Source organism: Fimbriimonas ginsengisoli Gsoil 348 (assembly GCF_000724625.1).
Classification (GTDB): domain Bacteria; phylum Armatimonadota; class Fimbriimonadia; order Fimbriimonadales; family Fimbriimonadaceae; genus Fimbriimonas; species Fimbriimonas ginsengisoli.
This window is the reverse complement of the sequence record NZ_CP007139.1, coordinates 4,300,012-4,317,317: the sequence shown is the minus strand read 5'-3', so window position 1 is coordinate 4,317,317 and position 17,306 is coordinate 4,300,012. Positions and strand designations below refer to the sequence as shown.

The window sequence follows — 17,306 nt, the reverse complement described above, 5'->3', positions numbered from 1 at the left end:
CCAACTTATGGACCTTGGACAGCTTCTCGAAGACTCGGGCGCCATCTTGCGCGGCCACTTCCTCCTAACCTCCGGCCGCCACTCCGAGATCTATTTCGAGAAGTTCCGCATCCTTGAACAGCCCCATGTCCTGAGCGCGCTTTGCACGGAGATTGCCGCCCAATATCGCGGCGCAAACATCGAGGCGGTGGCGGGACCGACGACTGGCGGCATCATCATCGCGTTCGAGGTCGCCCGGCAGCTCGGCCTTCCTTCCATCTACGTTGAGTCGGAAAACGGGGTGAAGACGTTGCGCCGCAACAAGACCTTGCCTCCTGGGCAGAGAGTGTTAGTCGTGGACGACGTGCTGACGACCGGAACTTCTCTGCTCGAAAGCCGGCAGGCGATCGAGACGGCAGGGGGCGAGGTCGTCGGGTTCGGAGTCCTGATTGACCGGAGCCAGCCGGGGGTCGAGTTCGGGGCTCCACTGTACGGCGCTTACAAGGTGGAAGCCCAATCCTACGCCCCAGACGACATCCCCGACTGGCTCGCAGAGATCCCCGTTACGAAACCAGGCACCCGCGTAGCATCGGCTCCCAGCCGATGAAGACCTTCAAGGGGAAGCTTTCTTATCAGGGGCGAGCCGCCCCTGAGACACACGGGCGGGCCGCCCGTGCCACCGCCGGACTACTTTCGGTTCTTCAGAAACTCGTCAACGCGGGCTTCTAGCTCGGGGGTGAGCACGACGCTTTCCTGCTCGTTTGGGTCGGTCCGCGCGATCACGGCCATGATCGGCTCGGTGGAGCTCGCGTTCATCACCACATGCGGAACGCCGGACGGGATGTAGACGTAGTCGCCGGGGAAGATCTCGTCGTGATTCTCGAGCTGATCTCCCCAGAGCTGCTCCGCATGCCCCGACAGCATGTAGATGGCGCTCTCGTGTCCGTCGTGGTAGTGAGCGTTCGCTCGTCCGCTGGGTGGGATGTTGAGGGCGTGCAGGCACACCCCTTTCGATCCCGTGCTCTCCTTGGAGATGCCGGTGAAGTAGGTTAACCCCTGCTTCCCTTCGTAGGTATCCGAGTTCCGAACGACGTGGACGCGATCTGTTCCAACAGTAGCCATACCCCAGTATAACGACGTGGAGTCTTGAATTATCGACCCCTTCCGGGTACTCTTTCGAACCGCCCGCCCAGGTGGTGAAATTGGTAGACGCGCTGGCTTCAGGTGCCAGTGTCCGCAAGGACGTGAAGGTTCGAGTCCTTTCCTGGGCACCACTCTTCTCTTTTGAGACGATAGGTAATCTGCCTCCTATGCAGCGAACGGACTTGCTCGACACAAACATCGAGGTTCATAAGATGCGCATCAGGCTGCTCCGCGCCAAATCTCCCGAATGGCGGATCCAGAAGACCTTCGAACTGGTGGATCAAAGCCGCCAAATGTTTCCCGATCAGACTCGGCAAGCCGTTCGGAAGCAGATAAGATTCCTGTGATCCCGGCCCCTTCTCTCGTTATCGAATTTTTAGAGCTCCTGCAGAGCTTGAGCATCCAATTTGTCGTGGGGGGGAGTTTTGCAAGCAGCGCTTGGGGCCAGCCTCGGCAAACCTACGACTTGGACTTAGCTGTTCTGATCGATGCCGATGACGTCCCCCGTCTACACGAGGCGACACGAAATGACTTCATGGGCTCGCAAGAGCAAATGCGCGAAGCGCTCGAGTCGCGGGAGGAATTTCGGTCATTTCAAATCCTGCACTTCGAAGAAACCTTCAAAATCGATCTGTTCGTTCTCGAAGCAAATGAATATGTGACGGAATTGTTTAAGCGCGCCCGGCAGTACGAGTTGGCACCAAATAGGCTTTTCCCATTCACGTCGCCCGAGGACATTGTCCTCACCAAGTTGCGGTGGTTTGTCCTTGGAAATCGGGTAAGTGACAAACAATGGAACGACATCGTTCAAGTGCTGGAACTACAGGAAGGTCAACTGGATCACGTCTACTTACACCGGTGGGCGGAATTCTTTGGCGTTTACAGCTTGTTGGCCGAGGCTCGTTCTCAGGCGGTAAAAATTGACTAGCCAACCCGCCGTAAAGACCTCTTCGTTTTCAATCGATCGCGGGTCTTACGCCAAGGCGAAAGTTGGCCTTATTCTTAAAAAGTCGGGGCTTTCCCTCGTGATCCTCGTCATCGTCTGCATTCTGGCTCTTGTCGGGCTTTATGACTCGATGGCTCGTACCATTGCCTTCGGCGGGATCGGATGCGTCGGTCTGCTCGTATTGGCCATGCTGGATCTAACGCTCACGCGGATCTATGGGGGTTCAAGAAGCGCTCGACCTTGTCGATCATTCGCAGGCAACCCGAGGAACGGAGGGAACAACAAGCTCTGGTCTTGTTGGCCACAGACGAATGTTAACCCAGCTTTCGGAGATCATTGAAAACAGGCAGCGTCTGGTTACGACGCACAAGTTTGTTAAAGCGTAGCCCCAGGAATTGCCCGGTCTCGCTAAACGGTGTAGCATAGGGGTCAAGATGCAAACGCCTCCCCCTGGTTCAGAGCCGAGCAACTATCCGCGACAGAATCTCGCCAACGATCGGCAAGTTCTCAGGGAGGTTGCCGCCTCTCAGAGGCAGATTTTGCTCTGCGTCCTAGGCCAGATTGGTGTCGCGATTCTAAACGGTGTAGTTACCGCCGCCAAGATGCCGTCGCTTGCGATACTGGTTCTAATTGCGATCTTGGCCGTGCTTGTATTCATGATCATGTCGGTCATTAGGCTCGCGAAGGCACTGGCACTGTCACCGGTTCTGTACACGATTCTCATGTTCATTCCATGCGTGTCGCTCATCGCGCTGCTTATGCTCAGCGGCAAGGCGACGGCGCGGCTAAGTCAAGCCGGCATAAAAGTCGGTCTGCTAGGCGCGGATCCTAATTCGATTTGAGTAGCCTCCGTTCAAACCGGGCGGCTTAGTCCGTTGCGGTGTATCCGAGACGAAACCCCATTGGCCACCTAGTGGCTCGCCCGGATGTGCGCGAGTTGGTTGCGTGGAGCATCGCCATCGCGTTGAAGGGAGCCGATACGCGTGGCCGCGTCGATGCGACCTGGAAGTCCGGAAATACTTGGCCTTGATGCTCCGGGAGAAACGTCGATTTTTTGAACGAAGGTCGAATCGTTGAGTAGGCCCAGCGACTAACAAGCGGATGCGGCCCCCGGTCCGGGGCCGCACGCGAGGCCTCCGCGACGGGATCGAGTTGCGGGAGCCAGAGAATTAGGAGAAACAAAATGCAATTCTTGTGCCTTGGTTACCTCGACATCGACACCTTTGACCGCGTTCCCGAGGCGGAGAAATCCGCCGTCTTGAGCAAGTGCTTCGCTCAATGCGTCCCCTTTAGGGCCACCGGCAAGGTCGTCGCCGAGGAAGGTCTGCAAAGCCCGCGGCTCGCAAAAACCATCCGCCCCCGACGCGGCCAACCCAGCGTCACCGATGGGCCGTTCATCGAAACTAAGGAGCAGCTCGGCAGCTTCTTCATCGTCGAGGCGGAAAACATCGACGAAGCGGTGGAAATCGCCTCCCTCCACCCCGCCGCTCTTTTCGGAGAGGAGTACGGCTTCGGAATCGAAGTCCGACCGATCCAGTAGGCTGCGATTCGTACTCCTGGCGACCTCAATTCCGGCCGATTCCCGGCCGGAATCTCCTTGAGCAGGCTGGCTGTCCGACCAGTCGTTGGTCGTCGCCGACTTACCCAACGAGACGAAGCACAATCGGGCCGTCGGATGCGCTGACGCTCATCTTCGGATTTTCCGCGACGAGCATCCTCGAAAACGCAGCGGGATCGATGCGGAGTTCGCCGCCCAGCTGCTGAATCGCCGAGCAAAGCAGCAAGTACTGCCCCTTGTTGAGCGACTTTAGCAAGTCGCCGATCGCTTCATCTATCGGTTGACCGGGCATAGGTTCAGTATGCCGCCAACCTAGGAAAAAGCCCGCGCCAGCGCGAACGCGGCAGCCGCGGCCAGCCCGCCGACGATCACCGTCTGAACCGCGCTCTGCACCGGCGAGATCCCTGCCGCCCGCCCTTTGAGCAAGCCAAAGACCAACAACGCGGCCATCGTAACGCCCGCCGACCAAGGCAGAGCGCTAGTGGCGTGAGGAATAAAAAAGTAAGGAACCAGCGGGACGATGCCACCGACGACATACGCCCCGGCGATCGTCAGGCCGCTACGGAGGGCTCGCCTCGGATCGGGCTCTTCCAGCCCAAGTTCGAAGCGCATCATGAAGTCGATCCACTTCTCTTCGTTCTTGCTGAGAGCCATTGCCGCTTTCTCGGCGTCGATCGGATCGAGGCCGTATTCGACCAGCAGATCGCTTACTTCCTTCCTCTCTCGGTCTGGGACCTCAACGACTTCACGCTGCTCGCGAGCCCTCTCCGCCCGGTAATGCTCGGCGTCGCCACGAGCGGCAAGAAACCCGCCGAGACCCATCGCGATCGAGCCCGCCGCGATTTCCGCTCCTCCCGCAGTAAGGACCAAACGGCTCGACGCGATCGCCCCCGCCAAACCCGCGGCCAAAGCAAACGGTACCGTGAGGCCATCGGCCATTCCAATGACGATGTCCCGAACCGTTTCTCCTCCGGTAAAGTGCCCCTCGCTGTGGTCGTGCATTCCTGATTCCCTGCCGTCTAAATGGTCTCCATCACCTCTGAGATAGACACCCGCTCACGCCGCCGGGCCGATTCGATGGCTCCGAATACCATCGCGAGGCTCTTGATGTTGTCGTGACACTCTCCGTTCGGCGTCTCCCCGGTCTGGAGCGCGTGTAAAAACTCCTTCAACGAGCCGGCGATGCCGCTACTCACCGGTTCGCTTATAACTTCCAACGGTTCCGTTTTCGAGTGAAACCCACCCGGCTCGGTGACGATCGCTGCCCTCGGCTGTTCGTTACCGATCCAAACCGCGGTACCGTTCGATCCGACGGCTCGCCAGTCCCCTTCCCAAGAGCTGGGCAGCCCCTCCGCGCACCAGCTTCCTCGATAGGTATAGCGGAGGCCGTTGGTCATCTCGAACAAGGCGGTCGCGCTGGCGGCTCCCTGGTACCAGCTCCAAGATGGGTTGAACTCCTCGGCGTACACCGACACCGGATCGGCGCCAGAAATATATCGCGCCGCGTCGAAAGTATGGATCGCCATGTCCAGCAAGAGAACGTGCTCCATCTCATCGCGAAACCCGCCGAAATGGGCTCCGATGTAAAAGTCGCTGTTAAGGATGCCCAACGGACCGAGGCGATCCCGAATGAGTTTCCGATAAGCTCGAATCTGCCCGTCGTACCGTCGGCTCTGGCTGACCATGTACAGCTTCCCTGCCGTTTCGGAAGCTTCCACCATCTTCCGGGCCTGAGCCATGCTCGCCGCCATCGGCTTCTCACCGATTACTGGCACGCCGTGGGCAAGGGCGGCTAACGTCACCTCATGGTGCACCTCGGGTGGAGTCACATCCACCAGGAAATCTGGCGCAACTTCCTTCAATGCGGTCCCAAGGTCCACACCGTAATAGCCCACGTTTAGGCCAAGTTCTCCCCCTGCCGCCTCAGCGGCCCCCGGCCGCACATCCACCCAACCCGCAAGGGTCACCCCACCATTCGCTGACAGGTTACGAGCCCAAGCCCGCCCCATTCCCCCCGCCCCCACAAGCAGTCCCCTCATCGCTGAAAATCCTACCGCCCTTTCGACAATGAGAACGTTCGGCGCGCTCGAAACTGCTTGGCATTAAGGCGTGAGGTGCAGACCGGATCTCGGCGTTAGGGCGTTGGGCACTGGGCGTGAAGGAAAGGGTAAAGCAGCAAGCTGGCAACGCCTCAACGCCTCAACGCCTCAACGCCTCAACGCCTCAACGCCTCAACGCCTCAACGCCTCAACGCCTCAACGCCTCAACGCCTCAACGCCTCAACGCCTCAACGCCTCAACGCCTCAACGCCTCACTCCCCACAAGCAGGGTAACGTCCCTCGAATGGAGTCGCCGCGCTTCAACCTCACTGGATTCGCTGACGAAATAAGTCCGAGCATCGACGAACAGGTCGAAACCCTGTCTCGCCTCGGCCTCTCGGGACTCGACCTTCGAGGTGTCGACGGCATCAACGTCCTCGATCTCACCCTCGACCACCTGGAAAAAATCCTCGACAAAGTGCACGACGCCGGACTCAAGATCTCTTGTGTCGGCTCGCCGGTCAACAAGGTCAAGTACGACGTGATGGCCCAGGCACGCGAATTCGACCGACTCAAGCGCGCTTGCTATGTCGCTCAGCGAGTCAACACCAAGCGGATCCGCATCTTCACTCCCGAGGTGCCGGAGGGGAGCGAGGATGAGCTCGCTCCCAAGGTCATCGAATGGATGAAGGAACAGAGGCAGCTCGCAAAGGACCAAGAGGTGGTGCTGATCCACGAAAACGACGCCCGTTTCTGGGGCGCCTACCCCGAGAACGCCAAGCGGATGTATGGCGAGCTCGGCGACAGTCACTTCAAAGCGGTGTACGATTTCGCCAACGACGTTCTCCTCGGGTATCGACCGAAGGACTGGTTCCCTTGGTTGCTGCCCCACCTCGACACGCTCCACATTAAGGATGCGAAAGCCGCCGAACGGGCCATCGTCCCCGCCGGCGAGGGAGACGCCGAGATCGAAGAGACTCTTCGCTATCTGATCGGCGAAGGTTGGAACGGCAACCTGACCTTAGAACCGCACCTCCAGGCGGCGGGACCCATGGGCGGTTTTAGCGGCGCCCAGCTCTTCGAGACCGCCGTCGTCGCTCTGCGGAACGTGCTCCAACGGGCCGGAGGAGTCGCGTGAGTCTGCGCTACGGCATCGTCGGCTGCGGCAAAATTTATTCCACGCATTGCGACGCGCTTCTTGAGATCGAAGGCGCCCGCCTGGCCGCCGTCTACGACACCGACTCTGCAGCCGCTTGCGCCGCAAGCGAACGCTATGGTGTCCCGGCGGCAAAGACGCTCGACGAGCTCTTCGGAGAGATCGACGCCGCGATTGTTTGCGTTCCGAGCGGTCTTCACGCGGAAGTCGGTATTGCGGCCGCGAAAGCCGGAAAGCACGTCGTCGTCGAAAAGCCGATCGATGTGACCTTAGACGCCGCAACCCGGCTGGTTCGCTCCTGCCGGGAGGCCGGGGTCAAGTTCACCTGCATTTCGCAGCACCGGTTCGCCCGCGACATCCGCCGTCTCCGCGACGCCGCTCTCGGAGGCGACCTTGGGCGGGTCCTCCAGGGCGATGCCTACGTGAAGTGGTATCGGACCCAGGCGTACTACGATTCCGGCGACTGGCGTGGAACCTACGCCCTGGACGGCGGTGGCTGCCTGATGAACCAGGGCGTCCACTATGTCGACATGCTGCAGTGGGTGATGGGCGGCATCAAGTCGGTGCAGGCGGTTTGCCGGACGATGGCGCACAGTATCGAGGTCGAGGACGTCGCCTACGCTTTGGTGGAGTACCACTCCGGCGCGATCGGCCTCATCCACGCCTCCACGAACTGTTACCCCGGCCTCGCCGAGCGGCTGGAGGTTCACGGCGTCCACGGCTCCGTGATTCTCGAAGGGGATCGAGTGAAGCTGTGGCAAGTCGATCCGGTTGCCGCCCAGCAAGGACAATATGGCGGCGGCGTAATGATGCAACCCACCCCCAACCTTCACCTCACCGGAGTCGAAGCGACGAGCGAAGAAGAGGCGAGGCCCAGTCACCAATGGGGCGAACAACATCGCCTCCAACTCGAGGACTTCACTCAGGCGGTCGCCGACGACCGCGACCCATACATCACGGGCGAGATGGCGCTCGAGCCTCTCAAAGTGATACTTTCCATCTACGAAAGCAGCCGCCGGGGTGGCGAAAAGGTGGTCTTGTAAATGAAATATGGAATCTGCAGCGAGTTCACCGGCGCAGCCAACGCTTTAGCCGCCGGATTTGACTACGTCGAAGTTGGCGCAACCAGCTTCGTCGCGTTGGATCCGTTCGATCCAGCGCCCTACCGAGCCGCGCATGCCGAGGCGAGCAACCTCTTTTTTCCATCGTCGATTCGCTTGTTCGACTCGGGCTCTGCACCGTACCTCGAGTACGCCGAGAAGGTTATCGGAAGGGCATCCCAGATCGGCATCCAGGTCATGGTCATCGGAAGCGGCGCGTCCCGCTTTGCGCCGGAAAGCGGCTACGACGAGCGATTTGCCAAGATCGCCGCCGAAGTCAACGCCATCGCCGGCCGGTACGGAATCAAGATCGCCCCGGAATCGCTCAATCGAACCGAAACCAATGTCGGCAACGACCTGGGAACCTTCGCCCGCATCCTTCGCGATCACGGCGTCGGCTATACCGCCGATACTTACCATGTCCTGTTCGAATGGGCCGCCGAGGGCGGCGCTGGAGCCCCAAGCGCCCAGCACTGGGCCGAGCAGATTCCATTCGCTCCCACCCACGTCCACATCGCGAACCTTCCCCGCTTCGCGCCTCAGCCCGACGATTCGATGCTCCACGGCTTCGTCGACCGCCTTCGAGAACTCGGCTACGATAGCCGGGTCAGCCTCGAATGCATGCTCCCTGGCGCCGACGTCGCAACCTTACGCCACGCCCTGGATGGCTTGAAAGCCCTGTTCGCCCGTTAAGCGATCGTGGCACTGGTATCTTGCCAGTGAGTCCCAAGGGCATCCTGCCCTTGGCCTTCTCACGCGACCAAGGATGGTCGAGGGGGTTCATCGGCTGGGAGCCGATGCTACGTTTACACGACCAGGATGGTCGTGAGACACACGGGCTGGAAGCCCGTGCTACGATGACCGTGCACTTCCCGTTGAAAATAGGGTGAGATAGTCGGCATGCCGCTTGTCGACATGCCGCTGCACGAACTGGAGCATTATCAGGGCCGAAACCCTCGCCCGGCCGACTTCGAGGAGTACTGGGACACCGCCCTCGCCGAGATGCGTGCCGTCGATTCAAACCTTGAGTTGACCCCGCACCCTATCGCGGCCGATTTCGCGGAATGCTTCGACCTCTGGTTCACTGGCGTCGGCGGTGCCCGAATCCATGCGAAATTCCTTCGCCCGAAGGGCAAAGCCGACTGCCCGGCCGTACTCCAGTTCCACGGTTACACCTGGCACTCAGGCGAATGGCACGACAAACTGGCGTACGTCGCCAACGGAATCTGCGTCGCCTCCCTCGACTGTCGCGGCCAAGGCGGCCTCTCCGAAGACGTGGGCGGTGTGAAAGGCCCCACCCACAAAGGGCACATTATCCGGGGACTGGACGATGCACCCGAAAAGCTCCTTTTCCGGAGCATCTTCCTCGATACCGCCCAGCTAGCGAAAATCGTGATGGAGATGCCGGAAGTCGACGCCAACCGGGTCTCCGCGATGGGTGGCTCTCAAGGGGGAGCCCTGACGATCGCCTGCGCGGCACTCGAGCCTCGCATCCGAAGGGCGGCGCCCGTCTATCCGTTCCTAAGCGACTACCGCCGGACGTGGGAGATGGACCAAGGCGGCTCCGCCTATGAGGAGATCCGGCACTTCTTCCGCATGCACGATCCTCGCCACACGCGAGAGGAGGAGATCTTCACCCGCCTCGGCTACATCGACATCCAGTTCCTCGCCCCCCGCGTCCGAGCGGAGGTGATGATGGGGGTCGGCCTAATGGATAACATCTGCCTCCCCTCCACCCAGTTCGCTGCATACAACAAGCTCGGCGGCCTCAAATCGACCGTCGTTTATCCCGATTACGGCCACGAAGGCCTTCCCGGGTTCGGAGACATAACCTACGATTTTCTCGCCCGTCCGTAGCTCCGATGCTACGTCGTCAGAGGCAGAAGGATGACGAACTTCGCCCCCTCACCCGGCTCGCCCGCTTCGTAGACTTGCCCGCCGTGGGCGTCGACGATCCCCTTGACGATCGACAGTCCCAGCCCCATACCGCGGACCCGTCCGCTGTAGAAAGGCTGAAAGATGAGCGTCTTCTTCCCACTCTCGACGCCCGGACCGGTGTCTTGGATGACGATCTGGGCGAAACGGTGGGCGCTCGCCCCGTAGAGTCTCTCGTTGTCCTCGGAATCCACGACCGAGGTCGAGACACTCAGGCGCCCACCCTTGTCCATATAGCTCAACGAGTTCTCGATAAGCTCCGACACCGCCCGCCGCAGCCGCTTCCCGTCGATTCCAAACTCGGGCAGGTCCGCCGCATACTCCGTCTCCAACTGGACCGACGACCTCCGGGGAAAGACCTCTTCCAACGTCTCCCGGACCAGCGTGTTAAGGTCGGTAGGCTCTCGGGAGAGTTGGGTCGCCGTCACGAAGTCCCGGAAGTCCTGGAGGATCTCTTCGATCCGACGCACGTTCGTCGAGACGCTTCGTTCCAACTCCCGTAGCTCATCCGCCGAGGGAGACGACTCCGCCAATAGGTGCCGCAGCTCGTTCAGGTCCCCTTTGAGGGCAAAAACCCGGTTGCCGATCATGTGAGAGCTTTTCGCGCTTAGCTCGCCCCACGCGATCATCCGCTCGCCGCGAATCGTCCGCTCCGTGCTTCGCACGCTCTCCAGACCGATCGCGAGCTGCTCGGCGATCGCCGCCAGCAGCCGCATGTCGCCGGTTCGGAAGCGGTTGTCGTAGAACGGGTTGTCCGATTTCCGCCGCAATGCCCGAATCGCGCCGATTCCTCGCCCGCGCCACACGATCGGAACCGCCAAGAAGCTTGCCACCTGTTCGGATGGGAATTCCACGTACTTCCCACGCCAACGGGGATCCCCCTGGGGGTTGTCCAGCAAGATCGGTTGGCCGGTATCGCAAACCCATCCCGTAAACCCTTCTCCGCGGTCGTACGAGATCTGACCGACCAGATCGCGCAACCGCCCCGTGCTACTCCGCAGAACAAACTTCTCGCCCGATGGTTCGATAAGAAAGATCGAGCATGCCTGCAGCCGAAGCACATCCTCGGCTACGCGGATCACCTGTTCGATCAGGTCCGTCTCCGTCACTGCCGACCCCACGGCGCCGCCCACCCGCATCAGGGCTTCCTCCCGCCGCAGATGCGCCTCGCGCTCCAAGACGATCATCACAAGGTCGGCCAACGCGCATGCAAGGACGGTATCCGTCCCCTCGTACGCTTCGAGGGCATCCGCTTCGAGATTCAAGACCCCGCGGATACGTCCATCGTGGTCCGTAACCGGAACCGCCATCTCGCTTTGCGTGGATGGGAACACCGAAAGATAGCGAGAATCCCGGTGAACATTCCCGGTCACCACCGTCGCCCCCGTTGCGGCGACGTAACCTACAATCCCTTCGCGCCCTCCCACCGACAGGGCCCAGCGTTGCCCAGGGTCTCCAAATCCATCCCCCGCGCCGGCTCGCCCTTCCAACTCGCCAATCTCTTCGTTTAGAACGGCGACGAGCACATGCTGACTTTTTGTGAGTCCAAGGGCTGCCCGGGAAATCTCCTGCAGCGCTTTGGAGGAGTCCGGTTCGCGAGCTACCTTCGCGATGAGATCGGTGAAGGCGATGGGCAAGCTCATGGGCAGATTATAATCGTGCGGATGTTAGGCCCCCTGATGGAGCAAGAAATCCGCGAGCAGCCGGACTTGCTGGCGAAAAACGCAGCCGGTTACTTTGAATCGGCCCGAGAAGCGACCCGCCAAGCCGTCGGGGATCGCGGGTTCGACATGGTCTTGCTCGCCGCTCGGGGCTCTTCGGACAACGCCGCCCTATATGCTCGGTACTTGATCGAGGTCTTCTTAGGAATTCCCGCGATGCTCGCCGCGCCCAGCGTCATCACTCAATTTCATCGGCGGATCCGATATCCGCGGTGCCTCGCCATCGGGATTTCGCAAAGCGGCGCGGCGCCGGATGTTGCCGAGGTGCTGGCGGCGATGCGGGAGGACGGCCACGCCACGCTGGCCATAACCAACACGGCTGGTTCCCGGCTCACCAGGGAGGCCGACCACTCGATCCTCATGAATTGCGGGGCCGAGAACTCCGTCGCCGCAACCAAGACCTACTCCGCTTCCCTGCTCGCCCTCTATCAGGTCGTCCGCGCCCTCGGCGGCGAATTGCCCGATCCCGCCGACCTCTTGCCAAACGACGCGTGGATTGAGACTGCGCGCAACGCGGCCGTCGAGTCGAGCGGGACTGCGGTGCGCTGCCAGCCGGTCTTCGCCCTGGGTCGGACGTTTGGGTTCTCGACCTGTCAAGAAGCCGCGCTGAAGCTCATGGAATGCGCGCTGATCCCTTGCAAGGCATATTCGAGCGCGGATTTCGAACACGGCCCAAAGGCGCTGGCCGGGCATGGCTCGGCGATCATTTCGTTTGACGGCCCGAAGCCCGATCTCGCCGCCCAAGGCTGCGCCATCGTTCAAGCGCCCGAGTGCCGAGTCGAGCACGAGCCGTTAGAGCCGCTTTGGGATGCCATGTTCGGACAGTGGCTCGCCCTATCCGCCGCCCGCGCCCGCGGCTTGGACCCCGATCGCCCGCAACACATCCGAAAGGTGACCGAGACGCTGTAAAAGTGCCTAATTGCTCCGTGTTCGCCGCCTAACAGGGCGACACATTAGGCGGCGTTCCCGAATTCTTCTCCGCCCAGGAGTAGCCCAGAGGCAGTTGCCCGATCGTCAGCCTCGCGACGAACCCTCTGGCTTGGTCTACAAGCCAGGGGCGATATTTAGCAGATCGATGCGGCCACCGCCGATGCCGCCGCCCTGCTCGATAAAGGCGATTCCTTTCGCTCCGAACCGGACGATGTTCGTCGAATTGATGTTATCGGAAGGAAGCGGGTAACTAGCAACCCGCCCGAAGGTCGCGATGTCGAAGGCGATCAGGCGGGTTCGAGAGACTTGCCAAGCCCGTCCGAGCGTAGCGTCGACCGCCAGACCGCCGAAGGTTCCCTCGGCGTTCACAAACTGGCCGATAGATTGGAGGGTGGCCGGATTGTAGGCGGTGTTACCGACATAAAGCCGCCCGCCCTCGAAGGAAACCGGGTAGCCGCCATTTCCACCCGCCGTGGTCACTGCCGTAACCCCGGAGCTATCGACGTCGTCCCGAATCAGTTCACTCGGGCTAAAGCCCGTCACGGAAAACACCGCTGAGCCCGTGTCGTTGAAGGCGACGGCCGTCGCCCCTTGGTCCGACCGCGAATCGACATGCCCCAACCGCACGCCCGATCGATAGATTTGAATGCCAATCCCAATCCAGTTCGTGGAAACCGCCACCACGTTCGAATCGACCGGCGAGACGGCCAAGCCCGCTGCCGTTAACGGCTGTCCGAACGGGTCGGTCCCGATACTAAACTCCGCCGTCTTCGTCATCGTGGTCGAATCGATTTTCGCGACGCTCGCTCCGTTGTCCACCACCACGTAAAGCGTTTTTCCGTCCGCCGACAGAGTGGGGTACTGCGGAGCGCTGCCGATGGACACGCTGCCGGTCACCGCTCCGGTTGACGTGTCGATCGCGACAACGGAGTTTGGATTCTGAGCTCCCTGCCCTCCCACCGCGGCATAGATCGTGTTCGACCCGGGCATCCCTGCGAGGCCCTGCGCCGCAATGTCGACCGTCGTAATTTTCGTTCCCGGTGTCACCACGGAGATGACTTGCCCTCCGCTGGTAATGCCGTCTACCTCTGCGGTCACGGTCACGTCCCCTGGGGACACCCCTCTCACAAGGCCACTTGTCAGAGTGGCGTGCTCACCCCCGCCGACGATCGCGTACCGCACGGCGTTCGGCGAAAGTGCCGCGATCCCATTTGGCGTAAAGGCGGTGACCTCAGGGGCCACTTGGGAGCCGACGGTCACCGTCTGCTGGTCGTTCACGACGACTCCCGCGATCTGCGATTGGACGGCGATGCTGCCCAGCGGCGCACCCGAGGCGCTCAAAAGAGCGCCGTCCGCTCGGACCTGGACGATCGCGGAGGCCGTGGCAACCGTGGCCCCGTTCCCTTCCGGAAGAGCATGGAACTCCGCCTGGAGCCGCCAGATTCCCACCGGAACCTTGTCCACCGAAATCGCCATCGTCTGGTGCGCCGAAGAGTCGGCGCCTCGATTGCCGAAAGCGCTAAAACCTTTGCCTCCCGGTTCGGGAGTAGTCAGAACCACCAGCACCGATTCTGCGGACTCGGTCGCCCCCAACGCCCGCTGCCGCGCCGGCCAATCGATCGGTACTTTCAAACGGGAAGTCGACGCCGATCCGCTACCGCCGCCGCATCCGGATAGCGCCAACATGGCAGCGAAAGACACGAAGAGCGCGACTAGCGGGCGGCGCGGATGTAACACGTTACCAAAATTACTACAGAACTGCGGTGATTGAAACTGTCAATTGGACCGGGAAGCCCGGCCCATTCGGTCACTGACCTAAAATAGATCGAGCATATGAAACCGGCCTCCGCCCTGCTTCTCCTCTCCGCCACCTTTTGTACGTTCGCGGGCGTGCCCCAGGAGGAGCCGAGCTATTCGCTCACGTGGAAACCGTTTCTAGGCCAGACGCTCACCTACGAAACGAAAATCAGCATCGACTCCGGCGGTAAGACGATCGAAATTACCGGCATCGCCACGGGCAAAGTCACCAAGATCCGGACGAATGGCGATTACACCGTCGAGACTCTTCGGACGGGCGGAAAAGTGATCGTCGACCGGGAGGCGCACGAAGCGCCCGACGACACCGAACCAGAGATCGCCGAGTACACCGCAAAAGGGGAGCGGATCGACAAAAAGGAAGAGGGCGAGCAGGCTCAAGGAAACATGCTCAGAGCGATACTCAGCCCCACCGAGTTCGTACCTCCCGAGAAGCCGGTGAAGAAGGGAGACAAATGGGTCCGCAAGATCAAAGCCGACGAGGCGCAAAGCCTAAGAGCGGCCGAGATCGAATACGAAGTCAAGGGCCTAGGAAAGATTGGCGTCTACGACGTCGTCGAGGTGGAGTTCAAGTACGCCCATCGCGGAGACCCAAAGCCGGCCAAGGTCACCGGATCGTTCGCTTTCGACCTTAAGGATATGTCTCTCGTGAAATCCGAGCTGACCTCGCTCGACGCCAAGATGGGCGAGGAAGGCCGCGCCACGATCAAGGCCGAGATGATCCGAAAATAGCGCCGCGCTATAATCCGCCCGATGTCTTCCCTGCCTCACCATGTCGAAAACAATCGAACCCTCTGGGCTCGGCTGAGCAAAGATTTCGATGAGCCCGGCCGCCGCGCCTGGGCGAGCGGCGTGATCGATTGGGGAGTCTGGAATGTCCCCGAGGAGGAGGTCCACGCCCTCGGAGATCTCTCCTTGCTCAATGGTAAGGACACCGTCGAGCTTGGCTGCGGGACCGGTTACGTTTCTTCCTGGTTGGCCCGGCTCGGCGCCAGGCCGGTCGGCGTCGATATCACGCCGGAGCAGCTTGCCAATGCCCGCAAGTACCAGCGGGAATTCGGCATCCAGTTTCCGCTGTACGAAGAAAGCGCCGAGGAGACCTCCCTGCCCAGCGAGTCGTTCGATTACGCGGTGAGCGAGTATGGCGCCAGCATCTGGTGCGACCCTAAAAAATGGATCCCCGAGGCGGCCCGTCTCCTCCGCCCCGGGGGACGTCTGGTGTTCCTGCGCAACAGCACGATTTCCGTACTCTGCTCGCCCCAGGAAGGGGCCGCTAAACCCGAGTTGGTGAACGATTACCGGAAGATCGAGCGAATGGACTGGGATGACGGCATCGAATTCCACATGCCGACCGGCGACATGCTACGACTTCTTCGCGCCAGCGGCTTCGACGTCGTTGACTTTATCGAGCTATTTCCTCGCGCCGATACCCCGCCGACCCGCTTCGAATACATCGATCTCGAATGGTCGCACCGATGGCCGGCCGAGGAAATGTGGTGCGCGGTTAAGCGGTAGACAATAAACTAGTGCGGTGGCCGCAATTGTTCGACTTGAGCCGGGTCCTCTTACCGACGATTTGATCCGCCGCCTGCAGGGCTCCGCCGTATTCCTGTCCGAGTCCGAAGTATCCGTCGAGGCCAAGCTTCGGGAGGCCGGAATCGAGGCGACGATTGCCGGCGACTCCGTGCCGGACGATGCGGTCTTGATTTTGCCGCGGCGTCCGTTGGAAGAGCTGACTTACGTCGTGGATCGACTTCTCGGACCCGGCGGTTGCCCCTGGGATCAAGAGCAGACCCACGAATCGCTGAAAAAGCACCTGGTCGAAGAAACCTATGAGGTACTGGATGCAATCGACGAGGGAGACGCCTCGAAGCTTCGCGAGGAGCTCGGCGACCTTCTCCTCCAGCCGTTTATGCACGCCCAGATCCGCAAGCTTCGAACCGGGGAATTCGACATCGACGCGGTCGCGCACGAGATCGTGGAGAAACTGGTCCGGCGTCACCCCCATGTGTTCGGAGACACCGACGTCGCGAACGCCGAGGAGGTCCTGAAGAACTGGGACCGGATCAAACAGGGCGAGAAGGGCGGCCCCCCGAAAAGCATCCTCGCCGGGGTTCCCAAGGCGATGCCGGCGCTGCTCCGCGCTTTCGACGTGAGCAAGCGGGCCGCCCGCGCCGGGTTCGAGTGGCCGAACATGGAATCGGTGTTCGACAAGCTGCGCGAGGAGGAGAACGAACTCCGGGAAGAGATCGGTTCAGGCGACCTCGAGCGAATCGAAAGTGAAGTAGGCGACCTTCTCTTTACCGCCGTCAATATCGCCCGCTGGGCGAAGGTGGAGCCGGAAGAGGCGCTGCGAAAGATGCTCGACCGGTTCACCCGCCGCTTCATGGCGATGGAGAAAGCCGCCGCCAAGCCGCTCCGAGAGATGTCGGCCCAAGAATGGGACGACCTATGGGAATCCGCCAAATCTGCGGAGTGAGCAGGGCTTTTGGCATAGCAGGCAAAAATCGCCGAACCGTTCCCCCACTTCGCTCTTACAATGATATGGAGGGAATCGCAGGCCCTAGGACTTTTTGATATCAGGCGCGCTCCCCTCAAAGGCAGGAGGCATCATGGTTGACCAAAAGGATGTACGCGGCCTCAGAACGGCCCGGACCGAAATGTCAAAGCGTGGGATCGACATCGCCCGATCCGATCTCCAACTGCGCCACGGGGTGCTCATGGTTCGGGGGGTCATCGTGCCGATGCCCGGATCGAACATCAGCGACGTAAAGATCGAGATGGACCACATCGCGCGACTGCTCCGACAAAAGCCCGAGATCCGCGAAGTAATCCTTGACTGCAAGTACCAATAGCCGCGGGACCTAGCGCGATAATTCTCACGACCTAGTTTCGACCCCGGAGGGGTCTTCAGAAATTAGCCCCGGGTCAGCAGACCCGGGGTAAGACGTTCAACCTCTTATCGACCCCGAAGGTGGTCGCAG

Annotated in this window: 20 protein-coding genes and 1 tRNA gene; 15 read left to right on the top strand and 6 right to left on the bottom strand. The window is 60.9% G+C overall.

From position 1 onward, the window contains the following. Positions 1-7 precede the first annotated feature (7 nt). Positions 8-586 carry an orotate phosphoribosyltransferase gene (gene pyrE / locus OP10G_RS19350; protein ID WP_038473416.1) on the top strand — a complete coding sequence of 193 codons (579 nt, stop codon included), beginning with the start codon at positions 8-10 and terminating at the stop codon, positions 584-586. Between the two features lie 80 nt (positions 587-666). On the opposite strand, the gene OP10G_RS19345 is transcribed toward pyrE, so the two are convergent. Beyond that, positions 667-1,101, bottom strand: coding sequence for a cupin domain-containing protein (locus tag OP10G_RS19345; RefSeq protein WP_025228781.1), 435 nt, complete (start codon positions 1,099-1,101; stop codon positions 667-669). A 65-nt stretch (positions 1,102-1,166) separates the two neighbouring features. Here OP10G_RS19345 and OP10G_RS19340 point away from each other — a divergent pair. The 5 genes from OP10G_RS19340 to OP10G_RS19310 all read left to right on the top strand — a co-directional run bounded on the left by OP10G_RS19340 (position 1,167) and on the right by OP10G_RS19310 (position 3,608). Beyond that, positions 1,167-1,253 (top strand) — tRNA-Leu (locus OP10G_RS19340). Between the two features lie 36 nt (positions 1,254-1,289). Then, complete coding sequence (locus tag OP10G_RS27520) at positions 1,290-1,469, top strand: hypothetical protein (protein ID WP_025228782.1); 180 nt, start codon at positions 1,290-1,292, stop codon at positions 1,467-1,469. Then, positions 1,466-2,050 carry a hypothetical protein gene (locus tag OP10G_RS19330; RefSeq protein WP_025228783.1) on the top strand — a complete coding sequence of 195 codons (585 nt, stop codon included), beginning with the start codon at positions 1,466-1,468 and terminating at the stop codon, positions 2,048-2,050. Before OP10G_RS27520 ends, OP10G_RS19330 begins: the two co-directional genes overlap by 4 nt. Positions 2,051-2,502: 452 nt before the next feature. Beyond that, positions 2,503-2,910: a hypothetical protein gene (locus tag OP10G_RS19320; protein WP_025228785.1), complete on the top strand. Its 408-nt coding sequence runs from the start codon at positions 2,503-2,505 to the stop codon at positions 2,908-2,910. Between the two features lie 341 nt (positions 2,911-3,251). Beyond that, positions 3,252-3,608, top strand: a complete 357-nt coding sequence (locus OP10G_RS19310; RefSeq protein WP_025228787.1) for a YciI family protein — start codon at positions 3,252-3,254, stop codon at positions 3,606-3,608. Positions 3,609-3,708: 100 nt separating this feature from the next. On the opposite strand, the gene OP10G_RS19305 is transcribed toward OP10G_RS19310, so the two are convergent. The 3 genes from OP10G_RS19305 to OP10G_RS19295 are packed head-to-tail and all read right to left on the bottom strand — an operon-like array spanning position 3,709 to position 5,665. Continuing rightward, the gene (locus tag OP10G_RS19305; RefSeq protein WP_025228788.1) at positions 3,709-3,918 is read right to left on the bottom strand and encodes a hypothetical protein; all 210 of its coding nucleotides are present in this window, start codon (positions 3,916-3,918) and stop codon (positions 3,709-3,711) included. Between the two features lie 20 nt (positions 3,919-3,938). After that, the gene (locus OP10G_RS19300; protein ID WP_025228789.1) at positions 3,939-4,628 is read right to left on the bottom strand and encodes a VIT1/CCC1 transporter family protein; all 690 of its coding nucleotides are present in this window, start codon (positions 4,626-4,628) and stop codon (positions 3,939-3,941) included. Positions 4,629-4,645: 17 nt separating this feature from the next. Beyond that, positions 4,646-5,665, bottom strand: coding sequence for a Gfo/Idh/MocA family protein (locus tag OP10G_RS19295; RefSeq protein ID WP_038473411.1), 1,020 nt, complete (start codon positions 5,663-5,665; stop codon positions 4,646-4,648). 304 nt (positions 5,666-5,969) lie between these two features. Between OP10G_RS19295 and OP10G_RS19290 the strand changes: the two genes are divergently transcribed. From OP10G_RS19290 to OP10G_RS19275, 4 genes are all read left to right on the top strand, one after another. Further along, positions 5,970-6,803: a sugar phosphate isomerase/epimerase family protein gene (locus OP10G_RS19290; RefSeq protein WP_025228791.1), complete on the top strand. Its 834-nt coding sequence runs from the start codon at positions 5,970-5,972 to the stop codon at positions 6,801-6,803. Beyond that, positions 6,800-7,864 carry a Gfo/Idh/MocA family protein gene (locus OP10G_RS19285; RefSeq protein WP_025228792.1) on the top strand — a complete coding sequence of 355 codons (1,065 nt, stop codon included), beginning with the start codon at positions 6,800-6,802 and terminating at the stop codon, positions 7,862-7,864. Before OP10G_RS19290 ends, OP10G_RS19285 begins: the two co-directional genes overlap by 4 nt. Beyond that, positions 7,865-8,614: a sugar phosphate isomerase/epimerase family protein gene (locus tag OP10G_RS19280; protein ID WP_025228793.1), complete on the top strand. Its 750-nt coding sequence runs from the start codon at positions 7,865-7,867 to the stop codon at positions 8,612-8,614. A 207-nt stretch (positions 8,615-8,821) separates the two neighbouring features. Beyond that, entirely contained in the window at positions 8,822-9,778 is a 957-nt protein-coding gene (locus tag OP10G_RS19275; protein ID WP_025228794.1) for an acetylxylan esterase, read from the top strand. An 8-nt stretch (positions 9,779-9,786) separates the two neighbouring features. Here OP10G_RS19275 and OP10G_RS19270 read toward each other — a convergent pair whose 3' ends face one another. Then, the gene (locus OP10G_RS19270; protein WP_025228795.1) at positions 9,787-11,499 is read right to left on the bottom strand and encodes a GAF domain-containing protein; all 1,713 of its coding nucleotides are present in this window, start codon (positions 11,497-11,499) and stop codon (positions 9,787-9,789) included. 21 nt (positions 11,500-11,520) lie between these two features. Between OP10G_RS19270 and OP10G_RS19265 the strand changes: the two genes are divergently transcribed. Next, the gene (locus OP10G_RS19265) at positions 11,521-12,486 is read left to right on the top strand and encodes an SIS domain-containing protein (RefSeq protein WP_038473408.1); all 966 of its coding nucleotides are present in this window, start codon (positions 11,521-11,523) and stop codon (positions 12,484-12,486) included. A 135-nt stretch (positions 12,487-12,621) separates the two neighbouring features. Here the strand turns inward: OP10G_RS19265 and OP10G_RS19260 are convergent, their stop codons facing one another. Then, on the bottom strand, positions 12,622-14,139 hold the full coding sequence (locus OP10G_RS19260) for a YncE family protein (RefSeq protein ID WP_025228797.1): 1,518 nt from the start codon (positions 14,137-14,139) through the stop codon (positions 12,622-12,624). A gap of 201 nt (positions 14,140-14,340) precedes the next feature. On the opposite strand from OP10G_RS19260, the gene OP10G_RS19255 reads away from it, so the two are divergent. The 4 genes from OP10G_RS19255 (at position 14,341) to OP10G_RS19240 (ending at position 17,177) form a co-directional block, all read left to right on the top strand. Next, positions 14,341-15,054: a hypothetical protein gene (locus OP10G_RS19255; protein WP_025228798.1), complete on the top strand. Its 714-nt coding sequence runs from the start codon at positions 14,341-14,343 to the stop codon at positions 15,052-15,054. Positions 15,055-15,075: 21 nt separating this feature from the next. Further along, positions 15,076-15,837 carry a class I SAM-dependent methyltransferase gene (locus OP10G_RS19250; protein ID WP_025228799.1) on the top strand — a complete coding sequence of 254 codons (762 nt, stop codon included), beginning with the start codon at positions 15,076-15,078 and terminating at the stop codon, positions 15,835-15,837. A 16-nt stretch (positions 15,838-15,853) separates the two neighbouring features. Further along, a complete protein-coding gene (gene mazG / locus OP10G_RS19245) occupies positions 15,854-16,801 on the top strand; it encodes a nucleoside triphosphate pyrophosphohydrolase (protein WP_025228800.1) in 948 nt (315 codons plus the stop codon). A gap of 181 nt (positions 16,802-16,982) precedes the next feature. Further along, positions 16,983-17,177, top strand: coding sequence for a hypothetical protein (locus OP10G_RS19240; RefSeq protein WP_144241254.1), 195 nt, complete (start codon positions 16,983-16,985; stop codon positions 17,175-17,177). Positions 17,178-17,306: the final 129 nt, after the last annotated feature.

Bases quoted from the DNA above. Each gene is read 5' to 3' on its own strand.
- pyrE (WP_038473416.1), top strand. From the start codon at position 8: ATGGACCTTGGACAGCTTCTCGAAGACTCGGGCGCCATCTTGCGCGGC.
- OP10G_RS19345 (WP_025228781.1), bottom strand. From the start codon at position 1,101: ATGGCTACTGTTGGAACAGATCGCGTCCACGTCGTTCGGAACTCGGAT.
- OP10G_RS27520 (WP_025228782.1), top strand. From the start codon at position 1,290: ATGCAGCGAACGGACTTGCTCGACACAAACATCGAGGTTCATAAGATG.
- OP10G_RS19320 (WP_025228785.1), top strand. From the start codon at position 2,503: ATGCAAACGCCTCCCCCTGGTTCAGAGCCGAGCAACTATCCGCGACAG.
- OP10G_RS19310 (WP_025228787.1), top strand. From the start codon at position 3,252: ATGCAATTCTTGTGCCTTGGTTACCTCGACATCGACACCTTTGACCGC.
- OP10G_RS19305 (WP_025228788.1), bottom strand. From the start codon at position 3,918: ATGCCCGGTCAACCGATAGATGAAGCGATCGGCGACTTGCTAAAGTCG.
- OP10G_RS19300 (WP_025228789.1), bottom strand. From the start codon at position 4,628: ATGCACGACCACAGCGAGGGGCACTTTACCGGAGGAGAAACGGTTCGG.
- OP10G_RS19295 (WP_038473411.1), bottom strand. From the start codon at position 5,665: ATGAGGGGACTGCTTGTGGGGGCGGGGGGAATGGGGCGGGCTTGGGCT.
- OP10G_RS19290 (WP_025228791.1), top strand. From the start codon at position 5,970: ATGGAGTCGCCGCGCTTCAACCTCACTGGATTCGCTGACGAAATAAGT.
- OP10G_RS19280 (WP_025228793.1), top strand. From the start codon at position 7,865: ATGAAATATGGAATCTGCAGCGAGTTCACCGGCGCAGCCAACGCTTTA.
- OP10G_RS19275 (WP_025228794.1), top strand. From the start codon at position 8,822: ATGCCGCTTGTCGACATGCCGCTGCACGAACTGGAGCATTATCAGGGC.
- OP10G_RS19270 (WP_025228795.1), bottom strand. From the start codon at position 11,499: ATGAGCTTGCCCATCGCCTTCACCGATCTCATCGCGAAGGTAGCTCGC.
- OP10G_RS19265 (WP_038473408.1), top strand. From the start codon at position 11,521: ATGTTAGGCCCCCTGATGGAGCAAGAAATCCGCGAGCAGCCGGACTTG.
- OP10G_RS19255 (WP_025228798.1), top strand. From the start codon at position 14,341: ATGAAACCGGCCTCCGCCCTGCTTCTCCTCTCCGCCACCTTTTGTACG.
- OP10G_RS19250 (WP_025228799.1), top strand. From the start codon at position 15,076: ATGTCTTCCCTGCCTCACCATGTCGAAAACAATCGAACCCTCTGGGCT.
- OP10G_RS19240 (WP_144241254.1), top strand. From the start codon at position 16,983: ATGTCAAAGCGTGGGATCGACATCGCCCGATCCGATCTCCAACTGCGC.